Origin of the sequence: Bacteroides caccae, from assembly GCF_002222615.2 — a bacterium.
GTDB lineage: Bacteria > Bacteroidota > Bacteroidia > Bacteroidales > Bacteroidaceae > Bacteroides > Bacteroides caccae.
Genome location: NZ_CP022412.2, coordinates 3,903,539 through 3,927,370 on the forward strand (window position 1 = coordinate 3,903,539; position 23,832 = coordinate 3,927,370).

The 23,832-nt window shown below is 41.5% G+C and carries 21 protein-coding genes and 1 tRNA gene; 14 read left to right on the top strand and 8 right to left on the bottom strand.

Annotated elements, in window-relative coordinates; translation table 11 throughout:
• Positions 1-7: 7 nt before the first annotated feature.
• From CGC64_RS16080 to CGC64_RS16090, 3 genes are all read left to right on the top strand, one after another.
• Complete coding sequence (locus tag CGC64_RS16080) at positions 8-1,921, top strand: RagB/SusD family nutrient uptake outer membrane protein (RefSeq protein ID WP_005678556.1); 1,914 nt, start codon at positions 8-10, stop codon at positions 1,919-1,921.
• A 46-nt stretch (positions 1,922-1,967) separates the two neighbouring features.
• Positions 1,968-3,320 (top strand): BT_3987 domain-containing protein, encoded by a 1,353-nt coding sequence (locus CGC64_RS16085; RefSeq protein ID WP_089421584.1) that lies wholly within the window; start codon positions 1,968-1,970, stop codon positions 3,318-3,320.
• An 86-nt stretch (positions 3,321-3,406) separates the two neighbouring features.
• Entirely contained in the window at positions 3,407-6,271 is a 2,865-nt protein-coding gene (locus CGC64_RS16090; protein ID WP_005678553.1) for a M60 family metallopeptidase, read from the top strand.
• An 86-nt stretch (positions 6,272-6,357) separates the two neighbouring features.
• On the opposite strand, the gene CGC64_RS16095 is transcribed toward CGC64_RS16090, so the two are convergent.
• From CGC64_RS16095 to CGC64_RS16115, 5 genes are all read right to left on the bottom strand, one after another.
• Positions 6,358-9,036: a glycoside hydrolase family 2 protein gene (locus CGC64_RS16095; RefSeq protein WP_005678552.1), complete on the bottom strand. Its 2,679-nt coding sequence runs from the start codon at positions 9,034-9,036 to the stop codon at positions 6,358-6,360.
• Positions 9,037-9,312: 276 nt separating this feature from the next.
• Positions 9,313-9,768: a preQ(1) synthase gene (gene queF / locus CGC64_RS16100; protein WP_005678551.1), complete on the bottom strand. Its 456-nt coding sequence runs from the start codon at positions 9,766-9,768 to the stop codon at positions 9,313-9,315.
• A gap of 443 nt (positions 9,769-10,211) precedes the next feature.
• A complete protein-coding gene (gene queC, locus CGC64_RS16105) occupies positions 10,212-10,871 on the bottom strand; it encodes a 7-cyano-7-deazaguanine synthase QueC (protein ID WP_005681556.1) in 660 nt (219 codons plus the stop codon).
• 44 nt (positions 10,872-10,915) lie between these two features.
• Positions 10,916-11,596, bottom strand: coding sequence for a queuosine precursor transporter (locus CGC64_RS16110; RefSeq protein WP_005678546.1), 681 nt, complete (start codon positions 11,594-11,596; stop codon positions 10,916-10,918).
• 248 nt (positions 11,597-11,844) lie between these two features.
• Complete coding sequence (locus CGC64_RS16115) at positions 11,845-12,348, bottom strand: RNA polymerase sigma factor (RefSeq protein WP_005681558.1); 504 nt, start codon at positions 12,346-12,348, stop codon at positions 11,845-11,847.
• 162 nt (positions 12,349-12,510) lie between these two features.
• Between CGC64_RS16115 and CGC64_RS16120 the strand changes: the two genes are divergently transcribed.
• Positions 12,511-13,800 (top strand): DcaP family trimeric outer membrane transporter, encoded by a 1,290-nt coding sequence (locus CGC64_RS16120; protein ID WP_005678544.1) that lies wholly within the window; start codon positions 12,511-12,513, stop codon positions 13,798-13,800.
• 78 nt (positions 13,801-13,878) lie between these two features.
• Here CGC64_RS16120 and CGC64_RS16125 read toward each other — a convergent pair whose 3' ends face one another.
• Complete coding sequence (locus CGC64_RS16125) at positions 13,879-15,216, bottom strand: OmpP1/FadL family transporter (RefSeq protein ID WP_005678543.1); 1,338 nt, start codon at positions 15,214-15,216, stop codon at positions 13,879-13,881.
• A gap of 210 nt (positions 15,217-15,426) precedes the next feature.
• Here CGC64_RS16125 and CGC64_RS16130 point away from each other — a divergent pair, with 210 nt between their 5' ends.
• From CGC64_RS16130 to CGC64_RS16155, 6 genes are all read left to right on the top strand, one after another.
• Positions 15,427-16,428, top strand: coding sequence for a 2-hydroxyacid dehydrogenase (locus CGC64_RS16130; RefSeq protein ID WP_005678542.1), 1,002 nt, complete (start codon positions 15,427-15,429; stop codon positions 16,426-16,428).
• A 61-nt stretch (positions 16,429-16,489) separates the two neighbouring features.
• On the top strand, positions 16,490-17,194 hold the full coding sequence (locus CGC64_RS16135; protein ID WP_005678540.1) for a pirin family protein: 705 nt from the start codon (positions 16,490-16,492) through the stop codon (positions 17,192-17,194).
• A 31-nt stretch (positions 17,195-17,225) separates the two neighbouring features.
• On the top strand, positions 17,226-17,873 hold the full coding sequence (gene pdxH, locus CGC64_RS16140) for a pyridoxamine 5'-phosphate oxidase (RefSeq protein ID WP_032855334.1): 648 nt from the start codon (positions 17,226-17,228) through the stop codon (positions 17,871-17,873).
• A gap of 68 nt (positions 17,874-17,941) precedes the next feature.
• A complete protein-coding gene (locus CGC64_RS16145; protein ID WP_005678537.1) occupies positions 17,942-18,673 on the top strand; it encodes an MBL fold metallo-hydrolase in 732 nt (243 codons plus the stop codon).
• Positions 18,674-18,686: 13 nt separating this feature from the next.
• A complete protein-coding gene (locus CGC64_RS16150) occupies positions 18,687-19,832 on the top strand; it encodes a DUF4468 domain-containing protein (protein ID WP_005678535.1) in 1,146 nt (381 codons plus the stop codon).
• Between the two features lie 14 nt (positions 19,833-19,846).
• A complete protein-coding gene (locus tag CGC64_RS16155) occupies positions 19,847-20,224 on the top strand; it encodes a VOC family protein (RefSeq protein WP_005678529.1) in 378 nt (125 codons plus the stop codon).
• A 134-nt stretch (positions 20,225-20,358) separates the two neighbouring features.
• Here CGC64_RS16155 and CGC64_RS16160 read toward each other — a convergent pair whose 3' ends face one another.
• A complete protein-coding gene (locus CGC64_RS16160; RefSeq protein WP_005678528.1) occupies positions 20,359-20,544 on the bottom strand; it encodes a hypothetical protein in 186 nt (61 codons plus the stop codon).
• Between the two features lie 96 nt (positions 20,545-20,640).
• On the opposite strand from CGC64_RS16160, the gene CGC64_RS16165 reads away from it, so the two are divergent.
• A complete protein-coding gene (locus tag CGC64_RS16165) occupies positions 20,641-21,372 on the top strand; it encodes a class I SAM-dependent methyltransferase (protein ID WP_005678527.1) in 732 nt (243 codons plus the stop codon).
• Between the two features lie 157 nt (positions 21,373-21,529).
• Here CGC64_RS16165 and CGC64_RS16170 read toward each other — a convergent pair whose 3' ends face one another.
• On the bottom strand, positions 21,530-22,132 hold the full coding sequence (locus CGC64_RS16170; RefSeq protein WP_005678526.1) for a TlpA family protein disulfide reductase: 603 nt from the start codon (positions 22,130-22,132) through the stop codon (positions 21,530-21,532).
• Positions 22,133-22,234: 102 nt separating this feature from the next.
• Between CGC64_RS16170 and CGC64_RS16175 the strand changes: the two genes are divergently transcribed.
• The 3 genes from CGC64_RS16175 to CGC64_RS16185 all read left to right on the top strand — a co-directional run bounded on the left by CGC64_RS16175 (position 22,235) and on the right by CGC64_RS16185 (position 23,729).
• Positions 22,235-22,308: transfer RNA gene (locus CGC64_RS16175), tRNA-Thr, on the top strand.
• A 420-nt stretch (positions 22,309-22,728) separates the two neighbouring features.
• Positions 22,729-23,046, top strand: a complete 318-nt coding sequence (locus CGC64_RS16180) for a hypothetical protein (RefSeq protein ID WP_005678524.1) — start codon at positions 22,729-22,731, stop codon at positions 23,044-23,046.
• Positions 23,043-23,729: a hypothetical protein gene (locus tag CGC64_RS16185; protein ID WP_005678521.1), complete on the top strand. Its 687-nt coding sequence runs from the start codon at positions 23,043-23,045 to the stop codon at positions 23,727-23,729. The genes CGC64_RS16180 and CGC64_RS16185 overlap by 4 nt, the downstream gene beginning before the upstream one ends.
• The last annotated feature ends 103 nt before the right edge of the window (positions 23,730-23,832 follow it).

The following is a 23,832-nucleotide window of genomic DNA, read 5'->3' on the forward strand; positions in this document are numbered from 1 at the left end:
ATAACTTATGAAACTTCAAATAAAATCACTTTATCTGTTATGCTTCGCTACCGGCGCGATGTTGTTATCTTCATGTGAAGATTTCCTCGACAGGCAAGAAGACGAAAAACTGACTTTCGAAAAAATCTGGGAGTCAAGAAATACGATCAAGCAGTATTGGCTCAATGCTATGTCATTTCTTCCTAACTACAATGGAGGATTCATTGGAGATAATGAACCCTATTTGGGAGCATCGGACGAATGTACCATTACTTATGACCGTGGTTACCGTTCTATGAACTTCGGATCATGGAATGCCTCAAATGTACCTTATTACAAAATGGACAAATACTATAAAGGTATCCGTGAATGTAATATTTTCATGCAGAATGTATATAAATGCTCAGACCCTCTGGCTACCCAGGAACAACTTGACGAATGGTATTGGCAGGCGCGCTTTGCCCGTGCCTACTACTATTTTAGTATGATGTGCGACTACGGACCTATTTTCCTGATTGGAGACGAATTACTGGACTTTGCAGCTTCTACAGAAGAATTATACCGTCCTCGTAACACATGGGAAGAGTGTGTAAATTATGTAGTCAGTGAACTTACTGCATGTGCCGAAAGTAGTGCTGTACCTGTTCAGAAGGGTCTGTCGACCAGTAAATACGGTTTAGCGACTAAAGGCACCTGTTATGCAGTCATTTCACGTCTGAAACTTTATTCGGCACGCGACTTGTTCAACGGTAATGCTCTATATCGTACGGTAAAGAACCCGGTAACAGACAAGTTCCCCGAACTTTCGGGAGTGGATCTTTTCCCGCAAACATACGATGCCAATAAATGGCTGGAAGCAGCAAAGGCTGCTAAAGTCTTGTTAGACGATACTGATTACGAACTTTATCGTGCAGGTAACGGTGATCCGTATGAAGATTATTATGGTATCACCCATGTGAACTGGAATAGTGAATTGATCTGGACAGACCGTTACAATAGCGGATATAGTTGGGGAGTAAATACAGCTCCCACCGGACTACCCGGTACTGCATACGGTGGTGTAGGTCCTACACAGCAACAGGTAGATGCTTATGCGATGAACAACGGACGCTATCCTATTATAGGGTATGAAGCATCAGGTGATCCGATAATAGACAATGCTTCAGGATACAGCAAGGAAGAAGAACTGCAAAAATCAGACTGGGAATATCCGGCAAAAGGATGGAGCAACTTTAAGAACTACAATATCACTGCTCCTAACATGTATAAAGATCGTGAGCCCCGTTTTTACATCACTGTTTTCTTTGGAGGTAACTATTGGTTGCATGGTGCTGGCAGCACAATGATCTCTTTTGCCAAAGGAGGTAATGGTAACAAGAGCCACGACTATCCTAAGAGTGGTTACCTGTGTAATCGTTTTTATGACCATACACTGAACTCCGGTGATGGACAATGGGGTAATCTGACATTCCCGGTATTCCGTCTCGGAGAGATGTATCTGAACTTCATCGAATCTGTTCTGGAATGTAAGAAGAGGAATGTTGCTTTGCCGGCAGGATATGAAGAACTGGCAATGGAAAAATGGGCGGATTTGCGCGACCGTGCGGGATTGACTCCGATTACAAGTGTATATCCCAATGCTTCCGTGGACGAACTGATTGAACTTTGTCGTAAAGAACGTCGTGTGGAACTGGCATTTGAAAGACATCGCTATTTCGACACACGTACTTGGATGATTGCGGAACAAACGGATAATGGTCCGATGTATGGTATGGATGCAACCTGTCCGCTGGAAGGTAATGATACGAAAGTAACTCCTGACGGATTTTGGAAAAGAACCGTATTTGAAACACGCGTGTTTAAATCCAACCACTATCTCTATCCGTTCTCTCAGCGTGAATTGGATCGTAATAAATTACTGACCAGAAACTATGGATGGTAGTGAGAAATACACATAAAACCACTTTATTAATAAAAAGAAAATATTTATGAGAAAAAATATATTATTAGTGTCGTTCGTATCTGCCTTCCTTTTAACGCAGACTGCGTGCGAAGATGGCAAGGATGAATTTCTGGATGATTTCAGTACTATACTTTATTTCAGAAATAGTGGCGAAATACCTGTAAGTGTATATAACACAGGGGAAGATGCCAACTACCAGGTTGTGATAAACAAGGGAGGCTCAGAACTCAACGCAGTGACGGAAGTAAGTATAGGAACGTTGGATGATGCTGCATTGGCTATATATAATGCAGAACAGGGAGTAAAATACAAAGCCATTCCCACCACTTGCTATGAATTGAAGGGCGATAGAAAATTTACTTTTGCCGCAAATGAACTGTATAAAACTATGGATATTACTCTAAAAACGGAACTTATTGACGGGCTTCCCGCCTTGAATGCCGGTGAAGAGTATGTGCTACCATTGCAACTGGAAAATTCACAGGACTCTATCAATTCAAAATTAGGAAAGGTTTTTATTAAGCCAAATGTACAAACTCCGACAGTTTTCTTTTCAAAGAGCGGTTATACTCAAAACTTTTTCTCGGACAACGGCCCTATTAAAATGAATTTCACTTTGCCATTGGAAATTCCTATTCCAAGCAAATGGGACTTCTCTTGTGAATTAACTATCGATTCGAAATTGTTAGACGAATATAATGCAGCAAACGAATGTGATTATGCAATGTTACCTTCTACTGCTTACACGCTGGAGACAACTGTCAACTTTACCAACGATATGGAAAGTGTAAAAGAGGCGAATATTGAAGTAGACCGTACCGGTTTGAGTTATGGTAATTATGTGCTTCCGATTTGTTTGTCTTCATGCACTAAACCACAATTTGTTATCGATGCAGAAAGAAATACATCGTTGTATGCTATCTCTTATGTACCTGATGCAAGCAAATTAACCAAAGTCGACCTGAAAGAAAATATGATTAGTATTTTCCCGGATCCGACAAATGAAGGTTCTATTGCTGAAATGCTCGACGGAAAAGAAGATACGTATTACCATAGTAACTGGAGCGGAGTAGCACCAATGCCTCACTGGATTCAAATTGCTCTGCCGAAAGAATCCACAGCAGTATCAATAGGATATCAAATACGTCATAACAACAATAATGGCGCTCCTCTGCAGTATACACTTCTCGGTAGTCCGGACGGTACTGCCTTCAGTAAAATCACTACGGTTACAGAAAATCTACCAACGGCAACAAAAGCAAAATATACATCGCCGGTATTCGTCGGCAAACCATTTAAATATTTGCGGGTACAAGTAGATAAAACGTCAGTAGGAAACAGTTTTGCATTTGCAGAGTTCTGGATGAGCACAGACTGATTTTTCTCCTAAGTAATATTTTAATGAGAGAGAGAATGTTTTCTCTCTCTCATTAACTTTTATGGTTAACTTTGAATAATCTTTTGATGATACAATACTTTATGAAGCAATATCTGTTCTTACTATGGGGGATTACTTCTCTCATCTTTTCTTCTTTGTTCCTGGCTTGCAGCGATGATGAACCGGGTGATAAAACTCCTGTATTCACAATAAAAGAGGAGTATTTACAACAGGATTTCGATCAAAAACAATCATCGCTTGTAATACCTGTGGAAACTAATCTGGCCGCAGACGCATGGGTAGTCTCATCAAATCAGGACTGGTGTGTCGCAGCAAAAGACATGTCGGGTTCTTCGCCCGCGGTAAAAGTATTGGTACATGCCAATGAAGAACCGGACGTACGCTCTGCAGAAATCACATTAAAGAGTTCTGTGCAAAACTATACTATTCAAGTACGTCAATTAGGGTACGGTCCTGCTATCCTTGTCAAGAATCCCAATCCGATAATCGATGCGGCCGGCGGTCCTCTTTCCATTATTGTCACTTCGAATATAGAATACACAATAGAGCAATCGGAAAACAGTGATTGGATCAAAACTGTTCCTGCCACCCGTGCGCTGACAGATAAAGAATACCAATATACGGTAGATGCCAACCCATATTATGAAACACGTACTGTCACATTCACTTACATATATACTAAAGACGACAAGATAAGAGCATTATGCTCAGTTACACAAAATGCTAAAGATTCCGGTGTTTCGGATGTAGAGATAGAAGGTGATTTGAAAATATCTCCCAATGGAGGAAAAGATAGTGAGCACCAGCCGGGACAAGGAATCGAGAACTCTTTTGATGGCAAGTTTGGTGGAACCCCCTATCATTCAATTTGGAATCAAAAGGCTAATTTTCCTGTTACTCTCGAATATTTTTTTGATGGCACAAAAGACATAGATTACTTGATTTATCACACCCGTAGTGGAAATGGTAATTTTGGCAAATTGGATATTTACACGGCAACAGAAGATGCTCCCGAATATACGAAGTACGGTTCATTCGATTTTAAGATGCAGAATGCTTCAAGCCGTGTGGTGTTTGCTCAGAGTTTGAAGAAAGCTACTAAAATAAAATTTGAGGTTCACTCCGGCTTGGGAGACTTTGTAAGTTGTGATGAAATGGAGTTCTATCAAAAGAATCCGGATAAGAAACTTGACGCACAATTGCTGGGCGTTTTTACAGATATAACTTGTACGGAGGTGAGAGATGAAGCGACCGATGCACAGATAAATGCACTTCCCGGCTATTTTGCCAATATAGCCATTCAATTAAAGAGAAACACATATGACGAATGGGAAAAGTCTTTCCGTATACAAGATTATCACCCTTACAGTAATGTAGAGGAATGGGCAGAAACACTGATGACCAAACGATACAGTAACTTAGACAACCCTACGGGTATTTATGTGGAAGCCGGAGATTCGGTCATTGTGTTGGTAGGTGACACCCATGGACAGAGTTTGTCTATTCAATGCATCGGTGAAGAAAAGTCCGGCGACTATGTGCAAACAGCAGCAAGCGGAGAAACCCGTTTCCTTGAAGAAGGAGTTAATAAACTTGGATTTACACAGCGAGGAATGTTGTTCCTTATGTATAACACTAACTTGCAGGATGTCAATGCAAAACCTGTGAAGATACATATTCCTTTAGGTAGCGGATATGTCAGCGGATTCTTTGATGTAAAAACGGATAAGACTAATGATAAATATAAAGAGCTTATAAATAAAGCTACTTATAAGTATTTCTGCATACGTGGTGAAAGAATTATGTTCTACTTCCATCGAGATAAGATGATGCAGGCTGTTCCCTACGATATACTGTCTGCCATTAATCTTTGGGATAATATCATTAGTTGGCAACAGGAACTGATGGGTATTGATGACGTCCGTCCGTCACAGGTCAACAATCATTTGTTTGCCATCTCTCCGGAAGGTAGCTATATGTGGGCATCAGATTATAGGATTGGATTCGTATATACTTATCTCAACAATATTTTGCTTTATGATAACGTGATGGCTGCTAAAGACAATGCCTGGGGACCGGCTCACGAAATAGGACATATTCACCAGCGTGCTATCAACTGGCCCGGTTCAACAGAGTCATCCAATAATCTTTTCTCAAATTACATACTGTTTAAACTGGGAAAATATTGTTCGAGAGGATCGGAATTAAGCGCGTTGGCAAAAGCCCGTTTTGTTGATAAACAAGCTTGGTGGAATATGGGTAGCGCCACTCATCAGAATGAGGATACGGAAATACATATGCGTATGAACTGGCAACTTTGGAATTATTATCATCGTTGTGGCTATAAAACAGATTTCTGGCAGAAACTCTTCAAACTCTTGCGGGAAGATCGTATTGTTGAATCTAATCCGGGAGCAGGTCAGTTACATTTTGCTAAGATGGCAAGTAAGGCTGCCAATGAGAATCTGACTGAATTCTTCAGGATGTGGGGATTCCTCGAACCGGTAAATAATGTGGAGATTGAACAGTATGGTAAATGGAACTACAATGTGACACCAACCATGATTGCCGAAGCAGTAAGCTACATGAGCCAGTTTCCTGCACCTAAACATGCATTTTATTATCTTGAAGACAGAAAGAATAATGATGTGGGTATTGAACAATATCAGGTAGGTGATGTAGGCTATTATACACAGTTCAAGAATGACCAGAAGATTACAAAGAATGTAACATATACCCGTTCCGGGCAACATATTACAATAAGTTCGGGTGATGAAGCTGTCGCATTTGAAGTAAAAAAAGGTAGTGAGATAATGTATTTCTCTAATTTCTTCTCATTTGATATTCCGGCATCTATTCCTTGGAATGATAGCATGAAGATATATGCAGTACAGGCGAATGGAGAGAGAAAAGAAGTGAAATCCAATTAAATGAGTTCCCCCAATCTTACAATATCCAAATGTATGATTGGGGGAAATTCATAGATTATTCTTTATATATTGATTCTTTTACATTATCATTCAAAATCACTTTGTTGTTTTTCCACCTCTTTTAACTTCGAGCGGCTGACTTTCTGCTGTCGCTTCAAGTTGTTTCCGTTCTGTCCCTTAAAATCAGTGCTCATTGCTTTCTGTCCGGAAACAGAATTCAATCGTTCCAGTTCCTTTTTATCTGCCAGCAAAATATGCTCCGCCTGATAAGTCGGAATAATCAACTCCGCCGAAACCGGAGTATGTTTACCTTGCCATACCACGGATGCACGCACCTTGATTTCTCCCGGAACAGTAGAAGATCTTACCAATACAGGCGCAGTTCCCCAACGAACCGGAGCCGGATTTGTAAACGTCTTACTGTCAGCAATCAGTTGTCCGGGACCTTCTATTTCAAAGGTTATTTCATAATTATTCAATCGTTTGATGTTCCCATTATCATCTGCAATAGCAGCTATTACAGTCATGATATCCGAACCGTTCGCTTTCATACTCACCTTCTCGTCATCCGCCCAAAGTAGTATTTTAGAGGGGCGGCGGGCCGGCATCACCTTATGTGTTGCAACCACCTTTCCGGCTATCAGACCTTCTGCCAGAAGATACGAATCGGCCTGTTTCCTTCCTCGCGACAATTGCTTATCATACATAAAATCAAAAACATCGCTAAAGGTTATAACAGGCGATGGCATTCCGGCCTTATCGATTGGTTTATGATAAATATGCTGTTTGCCATTCTTGCAGAAAGTCAGACGAACTTCTTCACAGTTACTATACACCGTAACATCTTTCGGAGAAAAAGGAGTCATCTCATTCGCAATATACACCATAGGACCGCTATCTGCAATCAGTTCCTTGTTTTCCTCCGCAGGACGTTGCGAACAGAACATGTAATAAGAGAACTTCGGTTGCCGGAACGCATCCATAATTCCTCCATAAAACGGATCGGGATGATATCCCCTCTGATGATCGAAGGAATGCCACAAACAACCTCCCATGTGCTGTCTGGAAGTTCTATACAGTACATCATAGCACGTATATTTATAATCGGGGTTTGCATATCCCTGCGCTTGTATCAACATCGGCACTTCTCCCCAGACACGGTTCACACGACTCGGAGAATTATGCGAATACCAGTCATCCACATTATCTCCCCATTCCCGGGTAAAGTAACAAACATCGGGATTCAAAGTCTCCGTATTAAAGGCCCCTCCTCCCCCCATTACCGGATGAGTGAAATGGATCGGAAAATGTTCGTGTCCACGTGCCGTAACATCACAGCCGGCATAACAATATGGATAAGGATATTCCTCATTCAGTACATCTACCACATTTTTAGCAAACTCTGCCGGATACCAGGTTTCATTTAAAATCGGCTCCCACATCCACACACAAGGATGATTGCGGTCACGGCGAACCATATTACGGATATCACTATATACTCTTTGGGCAAAAATAGGTTCATCATTCCAGAATTGCCATCCCGGAGTATTGACAATAACAAAGAGTCCCAACTCATCACACGCATCCATAAAAGCAGGATCTTGCGGATAATGTGCGTTACGGATAACACGCAACCCTGCATCGCGTAATTTCTTTGCATCGCGCCAGTGCAGGTTATTAGACAAGGCATTGCCTATCACAGCATAATCCTGATGTCTATTAGCCCCAATCAACGGATAGGGATACGGTTCACCGTTCAGCCAAAAACCGTCTTTTCCTTTAAACTCCACACTCCGGATACCAATGCGACGACGATATCCGTCAACAATGCTGCCGGCTTTATCCTTCACATAGACGTGCAACTGATAGAGATAAGGACTGTCGGGCGACCAAAGATGAGGACTGTCAACCTTCATACGAGAGGCCACTTTTGCCGCATGCTCATTGCCCACGGACAATCGTTTCTCTGTTGAAAGCACAAGACGGTTATCACGGTCATACAGTTCATAGCTGACTTTTCCACTGAAGAACTTTCCCGAAGTATTACGTATATGCACATCCAGATTTACCAAAGCCGATTGCCGCGACACTTTATCATAAGAAACAAACAGCCCGCCGCCTGCTACTTCATCTTCATAATTGGGGTCGGTAATAAATACGCGGTTGTGAGCTATCATCCAACAGTCACGATAGATCCCGCCAAAGTAAGCAAAATCCAGTGTTTCCTGCGTCTTACCGGGAGGATAGGAAGGATCGTCACTATTATCAGCCCACACCGTGACCACATTATCTTCACCAAAGTTCAGGGCAGAAGATACATCAACAATAACAGGCAGAAAGCCTCCGAAATGCTCTTTCAGCAGCTTACCGTTAACCCATATTTTTGATTTCCCCATTATAGCTTCAAAATGAAGAAACAATTGTTTGTTCTTCCAGGCTTCATCAGGTGTGAAATGTTTCCGGTACCATATTTCGCCTTGGTAATTAATACACCCGCTAGCCTCAACCGGAAGATATTCTATCCCATTAGGTAAGGATACGATATCCCATTTCTTATCATCGAAGTTTTTCTGTTCGGCACCTTCTATCTTCCCTTTGTAGAAACGCCAGGCGGGATTCATATCATACACCGTGCGACCGGTATTGGGCAGCGAATAAAAACCTGCCGTTGAATAAGAAGGTTGAAAATCAGCATAAGACGCTAACGGATTTGCTAACAACAGGCAAACCATTAGTACTTTCCATAGCATAAAAATATGTTTCATAAATTTAATGGATTAAATAATTTATTATAGAACTTCATCCGGCCAAGGAACGATTTCCCCCGTCTCTTTAAAAGAAAGACGTTGAGCATAATTTTTCCGTAAATATACACCTAATTCTTCAGATAACTTCTTTACTACATCAGGTATTCTTCTACAAGATTATTTTTCCGAAATATCTTCTACAATATTAAACCATTCATTAAATCATCCAGCCTTTTATCCATTTCCTCAAGAAGTGCCGCATAAGCAATGCCGATGTTTGACAAGCCTTTTTTATTATTCCCGATTCATCAACCGATGTTCCGCCATTTGTTCGAACTTCGTTCCCGGACGACCGTAATTGGCATACGGATAGATAGAGATGCCTCCACGCGGAGTAAAGATTCCCGTGACTTCGATATATTTGGGGTTCATCAGTTTAATAAGGTCTTTCATGATGATATTTACACAATCTTCATGAAAAGCTCCATGATTGCGGAAGCTGAAAAGGTAGAGTTTCAAACTTTTGCTTTCTACCATTTTTACTTCCGGAATGTAGCTGATACGTATTTCGGCAAAGTCCGGTTGTCCGGTAATGGGACACAGACTTGTGAACTCCGGGCAGTTGAAACGTACCCAATAGTCATTTTCCGGATGCTTATTATCAAAAGCTTCCAGTACTTCAGGAGCATAATCTTGCTTATACTCGGTCTTTCTTCCCAATAAGGAAAGTTGGTCTTTTAATTCAGTCATTACTCTTGTTAAACTACAACCTCTACCTAGATAAAAAAATGCATTTCCTCTTTCACCTATCACCGGACAGGCCCAAACATCTTATTAACAGGCATTTAAGTGGTGATAGATTCATTTTTCAACCTATCACCGTATCTATCACCTATCACCTTCAACTCTTAACCAACGGCTACTGTATCCGTTCCCCACGGGTTTCAGAATGTTTCTTGGCTTGAAACAAAGTGTTTCCTTATAGGAAACTTTTAGTTTCAAGCCTTTGGAACTACAGTTTCAAGGCGGTGAAACAATAGTTTCTCACTGATGAAACTATTGTTTCAAGCTGCTGAAACTAATTTAACCCGGCGTGTTCCAAACGAAACTTACGGCCGTTTTATAAATGAGAACTTTCTTGTGACAGCAGGATGTGACAGCAGAAAATGCATTTTAATCTCTATGTAGAGATATTATTGATTCTTACTTTTTAAATACTTCTCCAATCCTTCCCGGCGCAACGTGCAAGCCGGACAATGTCCACAACCATCCCCCGGGATACCATTATAACACGTCAATGTCTCATGACGTATCACATCCAGCACTCCCAGTTCATCCGCCAAAGCCCATGTCTCGGCCTTATCAATCCACATCAACGGAGTGTGGATTACAAATTGCTCGTCCATAGCCAAGTTCAACGTCACATTGAGAGACTTGATAAACGCATCGCGACAATCGGGATAGCCACTGAAATCTGTTTGGGAAACTCCCGTTATCAGATGATTGATGCCACGCTCACGGGCATAGACAGCCGCTATGCTCAGGAAAAACAGGTTGCGTCCCGGCACAAATGTATTCGGAAAACTATCCGCAGGTTTTTCCTGATCCATTACCATGCTCGTATCCGTCAATGAGTTATGTCCCAGGCTTCCGATGAAGGAAACATCCATCACATCAAATTCCACTTCAGCTTTCCGGGCAATCTCTCGCGCCAGCTCTACTTCCTTCTCATGTTTCTGCCCATACAGAAAACTCAAAGCATATACTTTCTTGAAGTTACGTTTTGCCCAAAACAGACAAGTAGTCGAGTCCTGCCCACCGCTGAATACCACCAATGCGCTTTCTTTATTCATATTCATAAAGTTATAAAAGGGTAAGGTTATGTTCTCTATTTCAATTATATATCTCTCACTTTCAGCACGTTGTAAGAAATATCGGTGTCGTAGACATCGCTACCGTCTATCTTCTTAATGGCTTTCACTACACGGATAGTCACCGGAAGGATAATAACCTCATACATGGATTTCAGTATGATCTGAATACACATCATGATAAGCAATTCCCGCCACGCAATGATACCTCCGAAAGCAACCGGGAAGAAAATCAACGAGTCGGCCGTCTCACCGACAAGGGTCGACAGAATGGCACGTGCCGAGAAATGCCGTCCCCGGCTGGCCACTTTCATCTTACTCATCACATACGCATTGAGGAATGAACCAACCAAGAATGCCATCAAACTGGCAGCCACAATACGGGGTGCCATGCCGAACACAAAATCGAAATGCTCCTCCCCTTCCCAAAAAGGAGCGGCAGGGATCGCAACAGCTATCAGCCCAAGAGCAACAACAAAGAAATTCATAGCGAAGCCGCTCCAAATGATAAGGCGCGCTTTCTTGAATCCCCAAACTTCGGCGATGCAATCATTGATAATATAAGAAATAGGAAAAACCAATAATCCGGCGGTTACGGTCAGACTACCGATCTGGATTACTTTCGTTTCAAGAAGATTGGCTGCAATGAGGCACACATTAAAAAGAATGCCCAGCAGCATAAAGGGTACAGATACTTTCTCTTTCATAATTCCTGTTTTTTACGTGGTGTTCTAGAATACACGACCGTTATTCACGGCATCATACGTCTCTTTTTAATTCTTTCGGGGTGCAAAGATAGAAAATAAAACTGAAAGTATCGCTTTCTTCTTATCAGATTCTATACGCCGGGGAAACACGGAAATAAAAAACAAGCCTCCCCATCAGTTTCGCATTCAGACAGGAAGGCTCATTCACTTTGACCTTAAAACACATCACTCAATTAAAAAGAACTGTATCAGGAGAAGTCCTTCAGTTCTTCCTTCAACCGCTTGCGGATAAAGAACAAACGGCTTTTCACTGTCCCCATCGGCAATCCTAATTTCTCGGCAATTTCTCTATACTTAAATCCGGCAACGAACATCTGAAAAGGAACTTTCATATCTTCGGGGATCGAATGTATCACGCGATACAGTTGCTTCATGTCATAAGCAAATTCAAATCTGTCGCTGTCTTCATCTTCTATCAGACTTTGCTGATTGATAGAATACGTATCATCTATAATATTCATCTCGCGGACGGTACGGCGATAGTTGTTGACGAAAATATTGCGCATAATTGTAAACATCCATCCTTTCAAGTTCTTGGCATGCGCAAATTTCTCGTGGTTATCCAAAGCCTGCAATACGCAATCCTGAACTAAATCGTTGGCAGAGTCACGGTCCGACGTTAATTTATATGCAAAGCGATGCAGATCAGATTCCATCGCCAGTATTCCTTGAGTAAATTCTACTTTTTCCATCGTCGTATTTCTTTTATCTAATTGGTACGGTACAAAGATCCGCCTTTTTAGAATCATTATAAATAGCAATTCTTCCGATTAGTTTGGCAATTTTTCCTTTGGCCTTTCAACCATTTCTTTTTTTAGTTGTTCATTGGGCATTCACCTAAAACTTAACTTATAATGAAAACAAGCTTTAAAATGGTAGCTATGCTACTGGGGATAGGAGTTTTCCCCGTCTGTGCCCAGGCACAAAAGAAAGTAGTCATCGAAGATGAGGAACCCAATTCGATCATGTTTGTCTCACGGGATAAAGCGGGCGATGAAATCATCCGTATCATGAACGACCGTTCGCAGATGCGTTTCCATGACCCGAACGCGCCTCGCTTCCTGCTTACCGACCAAAAGGGAAAATTCGCCCTCGGTATCGGTGGCTACGTTCGTGCTACGGGAGAGTATGACTTTAATGGAATCGTTGACGATGTGGATTTCTATCCGGCATTGATCGGCCGACCGGGAAAGGATAATTTTGCCAAAAACCAGTTCCAAATGGATATCACTACTTCTACCCTGTTTCTCAAACTGGTAGGACGCACCAAACATCTTGGTGATTTCGTGGTTTATACCGCCGGTAACTTCCGTGGCGACGGAAAGACCTTCGAACTGCAAAATGCTTATGCACAGTTCCTCGGTTTCACAATCGGATACAGCTACGGCTCGTTTATGGACCTTTCGGCCCTGCCTCCTACTATCGACTTCGCCGGTCCGAACGGTTCAGCTTTCTATCGTACCACGCAACTAAGTTATATGTGCGATAAACTGAAAAACTGGAAATTCGGAGTTTCTATGGAAATGCCTTCGGTAGACGGCACGACCAACAATGACGTAGCAATCAATACTCAACGAATGCCGGACTTCGCCGCTTCCGCACAGTTCAACTGGAACAGCAGCAGCCATATTAAATTAGGTGCGATTGTCCGCAATATGACTTATTCGAGCAATGTGCACGATAAGGCTTACTCAAAGACCGGATTCGGCCTGCAAGCCTCTACAACGTTTAATATCACAAAGAAATTGCAGGCATACGGACAATTCAATTATGGTAAAGGGATCGGTTCTTATCTGAATGATTTAAGCAATCTGAATGTTGACCTTGTTCCCGACCCTGACAATGAAGGCAAGATGCAGGTTCTTCCAATGTTGGGTTGGTATGCAGGATTGCAGTACAACATTACGCCGAATGTATTTGTCTCCGGAACGTACAGTTTATCCAGACTTTACTCTGAAAACGGCTATCCTAGTGCAAACCCCGATTCGTATCGCAAAGGGCAATATCTTGTAGCCAATGCTTTTTGGAATGTAAGCGGTAATCTTCAAGTCGGTGTCGAATACTTGAGAGGCTGGCGCAGTGATTTCAGTTCTTCAACGAGCCATGCAAACCGGTTGAATATGCTGGTGCAGTATTCTTTCTAAGACAAAAAAATAAAGAAAGCCGCCTCAAGACAATGTCCGAGACGGCTTCTTTATATATAAAGGTCGGATTATGAAATCTTAGAACTTGTAGTCTACACCAAGACCGAACACCTTATTAGTACGGCTGTATGTAGTTGATGAAGCTCCAAGAGCTGTTTCTGTCATTTTATTATAGTCCTTGTAGTTTGTCCAGAAATAAGCAACATTCATCGTCAAATGCTTCGTCATTTTGATTGCGGCACCAAAACCAAGTGAATAAGAATCGCATGAGAAACTAATATCGCTCTGGAAATCATCAGCCAATCCATAATCTGTATTTTGATAACCACCGCTAATCGTCAGTTGTTTAGTCACATCCCACTCTGCACCAAGTAGAATCTCGTGTGTACCATGTTTCAAAGCTTTCTGCTTGTCATTGGCCATACCGGCAGCCTTATCGAAGAAATGATGATATTCTACTGTTGCACGAAGTGTAGGAAGGATTTCATAACCAACGGCGGCAGTCAATAAAGCAGGAATATCACTCGGCGTATTTACACCGTCCTTATAATCAGCCAACGGATTTCCTTCATCCCCCATTACATTCCCCATCTGACGAACTTCCGCTTTCTTGGTCTTATTCTCAAGATTCAAGCTTGTCATGAACTCATATTTCAAACCGATATTCCATTTACCCAGTTTCACATCGGCTCCAAGAATAGGCGTAATTCCCCAACCTGTCTGGTCACAATCCAATTCGATACCTGCTAATTCCGTACCTGCCGGCATACCCGGCAAGTCTGCTTTCACTTTCGCAGTCAGAAAGCCTTCATAACCACCACTGAAATAGTTCATACGTCCACCGGCAAAAACACCCAGCCAATCGTTAACCTTATATGACAAGCCTAATTGAACGCCATAAATGAACTGGCTTCCGTCCATTGCACTATTGATTGTGTACATATTAGGAGTAACTTTGCCACTTGCAGCTTGATAAATCTGTCCCATTACCATTGAATCGAACATTCCCAAACCGTCATCGAAAGAAGCCTTTCCTCCTCCACCGCCAACAGCGAAGCTACCGGATACAGTCCAGTCTCCTTTTTTATAAGCACCTTGGAAACTAGGAATAAAAGGAGCAGAAGCTTTACCCTTATAATAACGTCTGTGCCCGTCTTCCGGGAACAGTGGAAACGTCATATCTATATTACGCGTTTGATAAGCACTTTGTCCGTTCAAAGAAAGATAAAGACCGTCGCCCGGCAAGAAAGCCAGACCGGCAGGATTGGAATAAACACCGTCAATATCAATGGAAGCACCGCGTGCTAACATTCTAAGGAAAGCCACATGTTGATTAGTATTTGTCAGAAGACCTCCGGCAAAAGTTGGAATTGAAACGATTAACATCACAAATCCAATCAAGGAAATTTTTCTCATCTAAATCTTTTTTAAATTATTTCGGGCGCAAAGATACGATATAATTGCACATAGAAGGTATGATTGTGCATTTATTTTCATTACCCCCCCTATTTTAATTGAAAAACCAAACAGTTTCTAATGAAACGATTTATATTCAAGACATAGGAAAGGATAAACAATTCACCCTATTTCAGTGTTTATTATGTAAGAATAAAAACAGAAAATATTATGGCCTATACAATTGCTTTTTTCGGCACAAAGCCTTATGACGAATCTTCTTTCACTGATAAAAACAAAGAGTTCGGATTTGAGATACGCTACTACAAAGGACACCTGAATAAAAACAATGTATTACTGACACAAGGGGTAGATGCAGTTTGTATTTTCGTCAATGATATTGCCGATGCGGAAGTACTCCGCATCATGGCTTCCAACGGAGTAAAGCTACTGGCATTGCGGTGTGCAGGATTTAATAATGTAGATTTAAACGCTGCCGCAGCTGCCGGAATCACGGTGGTACGTGTCCCCGCCTATTCACCCTATGCGGTTGCCGAATATACCGTAGCTCTCATGCTATCCCTCAACCGGAAAATTCCCCGTGCCTCCTGGCGTACCAAGGATGGAAACTTTTCCCTTCACGGACTCATGGGGTTCGATATGCACGGAAAAACAGCAGGTATCATCGGCACGGGAAAGATTGCAAAGATCCTGATCCATATTCTGAAAGGGTTCGGCATGAACATATTGGCCTACGACCTTTATCCGGACTATAACTTCGCCCGCGAAGAAAAAATCGTATATACTTCATTAGACGAATTATACCATAGTTCCGACATCATCTCCCTCCATTGTCCGCTTACCGAAGCTACCAAATACCTGATTAATGACTACTCTATCAGCAAAATGAAAGACGGAGTGATGATTATCAATACCGGTCGCGGACAGTTGATTCACACCAACGCCTTGATTGAAGGCTTAAAAAACAAGAAAATCGGTTCTGCCGGACTGGATGTGTACGAGGAAGAAAGCGAATATTTCTACGAAGACCAGTCCGACCGCATCATCGACGACGATGTGCTTGCCCGGCTGCTTTCATTCAACAATGTCATTGTGACCTCCCACCAAGCCTTCTTCACACACGAAGCACTGGAGAATATCGCAATGACGACATTACAAAATATCAGAGATTTTATCAACCATAAGCCTTTGCTAAATGAAGTGAAGAAATAAAACCTTTCCCCCACCCTCTTTGTTCATAAGACATATAAACAACAAGAAAAAGGAGAACATTATGAAGAAAGTTATACATAAAGCAGATACAAGAGGACATTCTAAATATGAGTGGCTGGATAGTTACCACACTTTCAGTTTCGATGAATATTTCGATTCCAACCGTATCAATTTCGGTGCACTTCGTGTATTGAATGACGACAAAGTGGCACCCGGAGAAGGATTCCAGACGCATCCGCACAAGAATATGGAAATTGTCTCCATTCCACTGAAAGGACATCTGCAACATGGTGACAGTAAAAAGAACAGCCGCATCATCACCGTGGGAGAAATCCAGACAATGAGTGCCGGAACAGGTATCTTCCACAGCGAAATGAATGCAAGTCCCGTAGAACCGGTAGAATTTCTCCAGATCTGGATTATGCCGAGAGAACGGAACACACGCCCTGTCTATCAGGACTTCAATATCAGTGAACTGGAACGCCCGAACGAATTGGCAGTTATCGTTTCGCCCGACGGAAGCACTCCCGCTTCCCTTCTGCAAGATGCCTGGTTCTCTATCGGCAAAGTAGAAGCCGGAAAGAAACTTGGATACCATACACACCAAAGTCATGCGGGTGTCTACATCTTTCTGATTGAAGGAGAAATCATTGTAGACGGTGAAGTCATGAAACGCCGTGACGGAATGGGGATTTATGATACTAACAACTTCGAACTGGAGACATTAAAAGATTCACATATTCTGTTGATCGAAGTTCCTATGTAATGAACGAACAATTTAAATGCCAGATAATCTTATGGTAAAAATAAACATTGCAGATATCCGGCAAGAATACACGAAAGGCGGGTTGAGGGAAAATGAACTTCCCGGCGACCCGCTTTGGCTTTTCAGCCGGTGGCTACAAGAGGCGATTGACGCGGAAGTAGACGAGCCTACCGCCGTCATTGTAGGTACGGTGTCTCCCGAAGGGAAACCTTCTACGCGTACCGTACTGTTAAAAGGGCTTCATGACGGGAAGTTTATCTTCTACACTAATTATGAAAGCCGTAAGGGAAAACAGTTGGAACAGAATCCACATATCTCGCTCTCTTTTGTCTGGCACGCTCTCGAAAGACAGGTACACATAGAAGGAATTGCAACGAAAGTCCCGTCGGAGGAATCGGATGAATATTTCCGTAAACGCCCCTATAAAAGCCGGATTGGTGCACGCATTTCTCCACAGAGCCGACCTATCAAGAGCCGGATGCAGCTGATACGCGCTTTCGTGAAAGAAGCCGCCCATTGGATAGGGAAAGAAGTGGAAAGGCCCGGCAACTGGGGCGGATATGCCGTCACCCCCAACCGGATTGAGTTTTGGCAAGGAAGACCGAATCGGCTGCACGACCGTTTTCTGTATATCCTGAAAGAGAATGGAGAATGGCAAATCAGTCGCCTTGCCCCTTGATTTCGTCGATTTTTCTTGGCAACTTCAACTAGAATACGTAATATTGCAACTACAAAAATATTCAGCTTATGATACTGGATTACATTTATCATAGCGGTTTCGCCCTCGAAGCAGAAGGCGTCACCGTTATTATCGACTATTACAAAGACTCCTCGGAAGCCGAACATAGCCGGGGAATCGTGCATGATTACCTCTTGCAAAAGCCGGGTAAGCTCTATGTATTAGCCACTCACTTCCACCCCGACCATTTCAACCGCGAAATATTGACCTGGAAAGAACAACGGCCTGACATCCATTATATTTTCTCTAAAGACATTCTGAAATCTCACCGTGCCCAGGCCGAAGATGCCATCTATATAAAGAAAGGAGAAACATATGAGGACGAGACGCTCCGCATCGATGCTTTCGGTTCGACGGATGTGGGCAGTTCATTCTTGATTCACCTGCAAGATTGGAGTGTTTTCCATGCCGGCGATTTAAACAACTGGCACTGGAGCGAAGAATCTACCGAAGAAGAGATACGAAAAGCAAACGGAGATTTCCTTGCAGAAGTTAAATATTTAAAAGAAAAAGCGCCGGACATTGATTTAGTGCTGTTTCCGGTGGACCGGAGAATGGGAAAAGATTATATGAAAGGGGCAAAACAGTTCATCGAACAAATAAAAACTACTATATTTGTGCCCATGCACTTTAGTGAAGATTATGAAGGCGGTAATGCGCTTCGTAATTTCGCCGAAAATGCAGGATGCCGGTTTATCAGCATCACCCAACGGGGCGAAAGTTTTGAAATTACCAAATAAACACATAATAATTATGAATAAATTTACAATCCTGTTTCTTACCCTGTTCCTCGCATTGCCGATAGCAATGAAGGCAGATTCAGCAAAAGAAAAAAAAGACGACAGCAGGTATCTCGTGGGAGCTGTCCCCGAAGTAGACGGCAAAGTTATATTCTCTAAGGAATTTCAGATTCCCGGAATGAGTCAGGCACAAATCTATGACACGGTCATGAAGTGGATGACCGAACGTCTGAAAGAAAACCAAAATGTTGATAGCCGCGTTGTCTATGCCGACGAAGACAAAGGAACCATTGCCGGTATCGGAGAAGAGTGGATCGTATTCAGTTCCAGCGCTCTTTCATTAGACCGTACGCTAATCAACTACCAGATCACCGTTACCTGCAAACCCGGCAACTGTCTGGTGGAACTGGAAAAAATCCGTTTCACATACCGTGATACAGAAAAGTACAAAGCGGAAGAATGGATTACCGACAAATACGCACTTAATAAAACAAAGACTAAGTTAGTCCGCGGATTGGCAAAATGGCGTAGAAAAACGGTAGACTTTGCCGATGATATATTTATGGATGTAGCTGTAGCCTTCGGAGCTCCGGATACCCGTCCGAAAATAGAGAAAAAGAAGAAAGAAGAAGAACAAAAGGCTCCGTCGATCGTTACAGCCACAGGGCCGATTGTTATTGGCGGTGCAGATAAGAAAACTGACATCAAAGTGACAATCGGCGAACCTGCCCAAAATGCAGTTCCTGCCGCCGATCTGACTCCTGCAACTCCTGTCGGCAAAGCTTCGGCAGATATGCCGGGTTATGTAGAAATCGACTTGAAACAGATTCCGGGTGAAGTATATGCTTTAATGGGAAGCGGCAAGTTAGTGATTTCTATCGGAAAAGACGAATTCAATATGACAAATATGACTGCCAACGCCGGTGGTGCACTGGGCTATCAGTCCGGTAAAGCCGTTGCTTACTGCACGCTTTCCCCCGACCAGTCTTACGAAGCAATGGAGAAGGCAGACAGTTATGCACTGAAACTCTACGCTCCGAACCAAACAACGCCTTCGGCTGTTATTGAATGTAAGAAACTGGCCTCACAGACTACTCCGCAAGCTGGTCAACCCCGTACTTATGTCGGTGAGATCGTGAAGCTCTTAATGAAAAAATAAAGTAGATCACAACAATGGAAATAAAAAGTAGATTTGACCATTTTAATATCAACGTCACCGATCTGGAACGAAGTATTGCCTTCTACGGGAAAGCACTCGGATTGAAAGAACATCATCGGAAAGAAGCTTCCGACGGCTCATTCATCCTCGTCTACCTGACAGATAACGAGACGGGATTTCTTCTGGAATTAACATGGTTGAAAGATCATACGGCTCCTTATGAGTTGGGTGAGAACGAGAGTCATCTCTGCTTTCGTGTAGCAGGTGATTATGATGCAGTCCGTGCCTATCACAAAGAAATGGGTTGCGTGTGTTTCGAGAATACCGCCATGGGACTGTATTTCATTAATGACCCGGACGATTATTGGATTGAGATACTTCCGCAGAAATAATTCATATGATAAAAAAGCGGGGCAGGATGATTATCCTGCCCCGCTTTTTTATCATTGTCTATGAAAATAAATAGCATATTCCTAAAATAACAGTTCCTATATAAAAGCAAACAAAAATAATACAAATATGATTCTTATTTTTTATGTCGATTTGCTCTTTTTTTCCTGATATCAGCTTTCATCTTCGCTGCACCCGAACCATGTTGCCCACGAATATATGTTGCCTTCTTAGCCTTTGTCTTCACTTTTTCATCTTCCTGTGGCTTGTCTTTCTTACCTTTAAAGACAATTCCACCCATGATTGCTTCTTCTATACTCATATATTAAGTTATTAGTATCATATTTCCGGCAGCAAAGATAACCCTTTTCTACGGATTTATTTATCTTTGCCAACTAAAACAATCGTAACGACCAATATGGCAACAACAATTCTCATCCCGGAAAAAGACCCAATGGGGGCTGCTATCTCCGATTTTTTCAACCTCCACAGAGCTGACCGCTTGCGAGTTTTTTCTTCTCAATTCGAAGAAGATGAAATTCCTGTCAAGGAGTTGTTCCGTTCCATGCCCTCCATGCCCATGCTGGAACGTACTGCCCTACAAATGGCCACAGGACAAATACTGGACGTAGGCGCAGGAAGCGGATGTCACGCCCTGGCACTTCAGGATATGGGAAAAGAGGTTTGTGCCATTGATATTTCTCCGCTATCTGTCGAAGTAATGAAGCAACGAGGAGTCAAGGATTCCCGTCTTATCAACCTCTTTGATGAAACATTCACAGAAACATTCGACACCATTCTTATGCTTATGAACGGCTCGGGAATCATCGGCAGACTAAGCAATATGCCTGATTTTTTCCGACGAATGAAACGTATCCTCCGCCCCGGCGGATGTATATTGATGGATTCCAGCGACTTACGATATCTGTTCGAAGAAGAAGACGGCAGCATAGTTATCGACTTAGCCGGAGATTATTACGGAGAAATTGATTTCCGGATGCAATACAAGAGTATAAAAGGAGACACATTCGACTGGTTATATATAGATTTTCAGACACTTAGCCTATACGCTTCCGAATGTGGCTTTAAAGCAGAACTTGTGAAAGAAGGAAAGCATTATGATTATCTGGCTAAGCTTAGCATTGTTTAGAATGCTCTTTATAAAATAGTGACGGGATGCTCTTTCGATAGTATCGCCATATCCTAAAAATAGTAACGCTATCCTGTTGTGATAGCGTTACTATTTTTATTGTACACGAAAGTTTTACGATTCTTCCTGAGATACACCTGATGAAATGTTCTTTATCCTATTTCAGCATTTCATTAATCGTCTGCACCAGTGAAGCAAATTCTTCCTCATTGTACAAACGGGTTAGCTTTACTATTTTTCCTTCTTTATCTATCAAAACATTCCGCGTTATGCCGGACTCACGCAATGCATATTTTGCAAAAATATCTGCACCGGGATCCAACCCCAAAGGATAAGTGACTCCGGTAGACTTTGCAAAGGCGAGCACTTTATCAAGCGGCTCGTCACGGTCAATACCAATCAGGGCAAAGTCTGCATTATCTTTATGCTTCAACCAAATGTCCTTCTCTATAAACGGCATTTCCTTCCGACAAACACCACACCAACTTGCCGTGAACTGCAACATTACCACTTTACCACGGAGAGAAGATAAAGTCACCTGCTTACCGTCAGTCAGAGTTATGGTAAAGTCTGGTGCTACCTCACCTACCTTCACGATATATCCCGTGCTATCTGCTTGAGTAGTTATCACGTCTCCAACTACTTTCGTACTATCCGATGCCATTTCAGTGGCAGCCATTCCTTTCTTCTGACCGGAACAAGCTAATAGACTTACAGCTACAAACGCCACACCACACACATTCATAATTTTCTTTTTCATTGTCTTATAATTATTAGTGAGAATGCAAATATAAAAAAAGTATACGATGTATTTGCATTTTTAAAAGTATTTCATACCTTTGCACCCGCAAAAGAAAATAACGCCTCTTTAGCTCAGTTGGCCAGAGCACGTGATTTGTAATCTCGGGGTCGTTGGTTCGAATCCGACAAGAGGCTCACCAATAAAAAGCTGTTTATCCGTATGGTAAACAGCTTTTTTATTGATTATATCATTCAGGATTTTTGCCTGCGAAACACTACTAGTTCTGCTAGAATAGAACAACATTTTTCTGGAAGTATTGACTCTTAGTGAATATCTAATAACTTCCAATTATAATAATATCCGTTGATATTAAGAGAACATTTATTGATTATAAGTCGATTTTTTAAATGGCATTATGATTAATAGTAAAAAAAGTGATTAAAATATTTTTTATATTGAATAAGTTTATTACCTTTATTATATGTTTAAAAATTACACAAACAATCTCTTTTAAAAAAAATATAGACCTCTAATACATAATGACTTATGACAATTGACTATACATAATAATATATTTCACATAAATAAATGTTTAACTATTAAATTACACAACTATGAAAATGAACACAAAGCTAGTGCTAGTCTTAACATTTATGTTGGTGGTATCATCGTGTAATGACTCTGATATCATAGTAGAAAATGCCAATAGTGGCATTTCAATTGACAGATCTACACAATTAAATCTTACTCCTGACGAAAAGCTACATAAGGAGCAATCTAGTTTGGAAAACATGCTGATGGATCAGATTATTTATCGTGACTCTGCTTATATACTTAATATGAGTAAAGAAGAAGCCATTGATCTTACTATACCGGATAGCTTGTATGTCCATTATCTAAAAATAGTTGATGATCTAAACACTTTACAATGAAAAGTACAAAGTTAATGCTAATCACAATACTATGTTTAATATTATCGTCACTCAGTGGCTGTAAAAAAGATATAGTAGAATCATTATTAAAAAATAACAGCTATGTTGAATGTATTATAAATGGTAAATGTGCTAGGGGAGAAGGACTAAGAACAATGTTTGAAGCTCCGACAAGTTTTCATATGAACTATTCATATTATGACGATGGCTCTTTTACTTTCAATATAGCTAAAGGCATTAATGATAAGGAAGGTGGAAATTATAGGATATATATTTCTGTCACTCAAAAGGGACTACCGCAATTGGGAGAGAAATATTATTTCAAGGAACATATTGATAACAACGGTCTATTTGATTTTGAGGATGAATGTTATATAGCGTCCATTGAAGTAACTCCGTACCTTTATCAATGTTCAGATACAACTCTTATCCCTAAAAGTATCAGAAAAAAGAAGATTATTCTAAAGACTGACATTGTAAACAAAGGGTATATTGAGTTTACTAATATTAATGTAGATAAAGGTGAAATCTTTGGTCTATTTAATTTTGAAACTGAGGTTACGAGTAAACGTGTTCCACAGGCTTCATATAAGGCATCAGTAACAGAAGGGAAGTTTGAGGGATATAACATTGAAAGGAATAGAACTTTCTATACATCAGGATTATTTGATTATATTTTGTAAAAAGTCTACTCATTATGAAAAATATAATTTTTCTGTTGTGCTGCATATTCTACATGTCGGCACTAGGGCAATCACATTTTGTTGAAGATACCCCTGAAGTCAG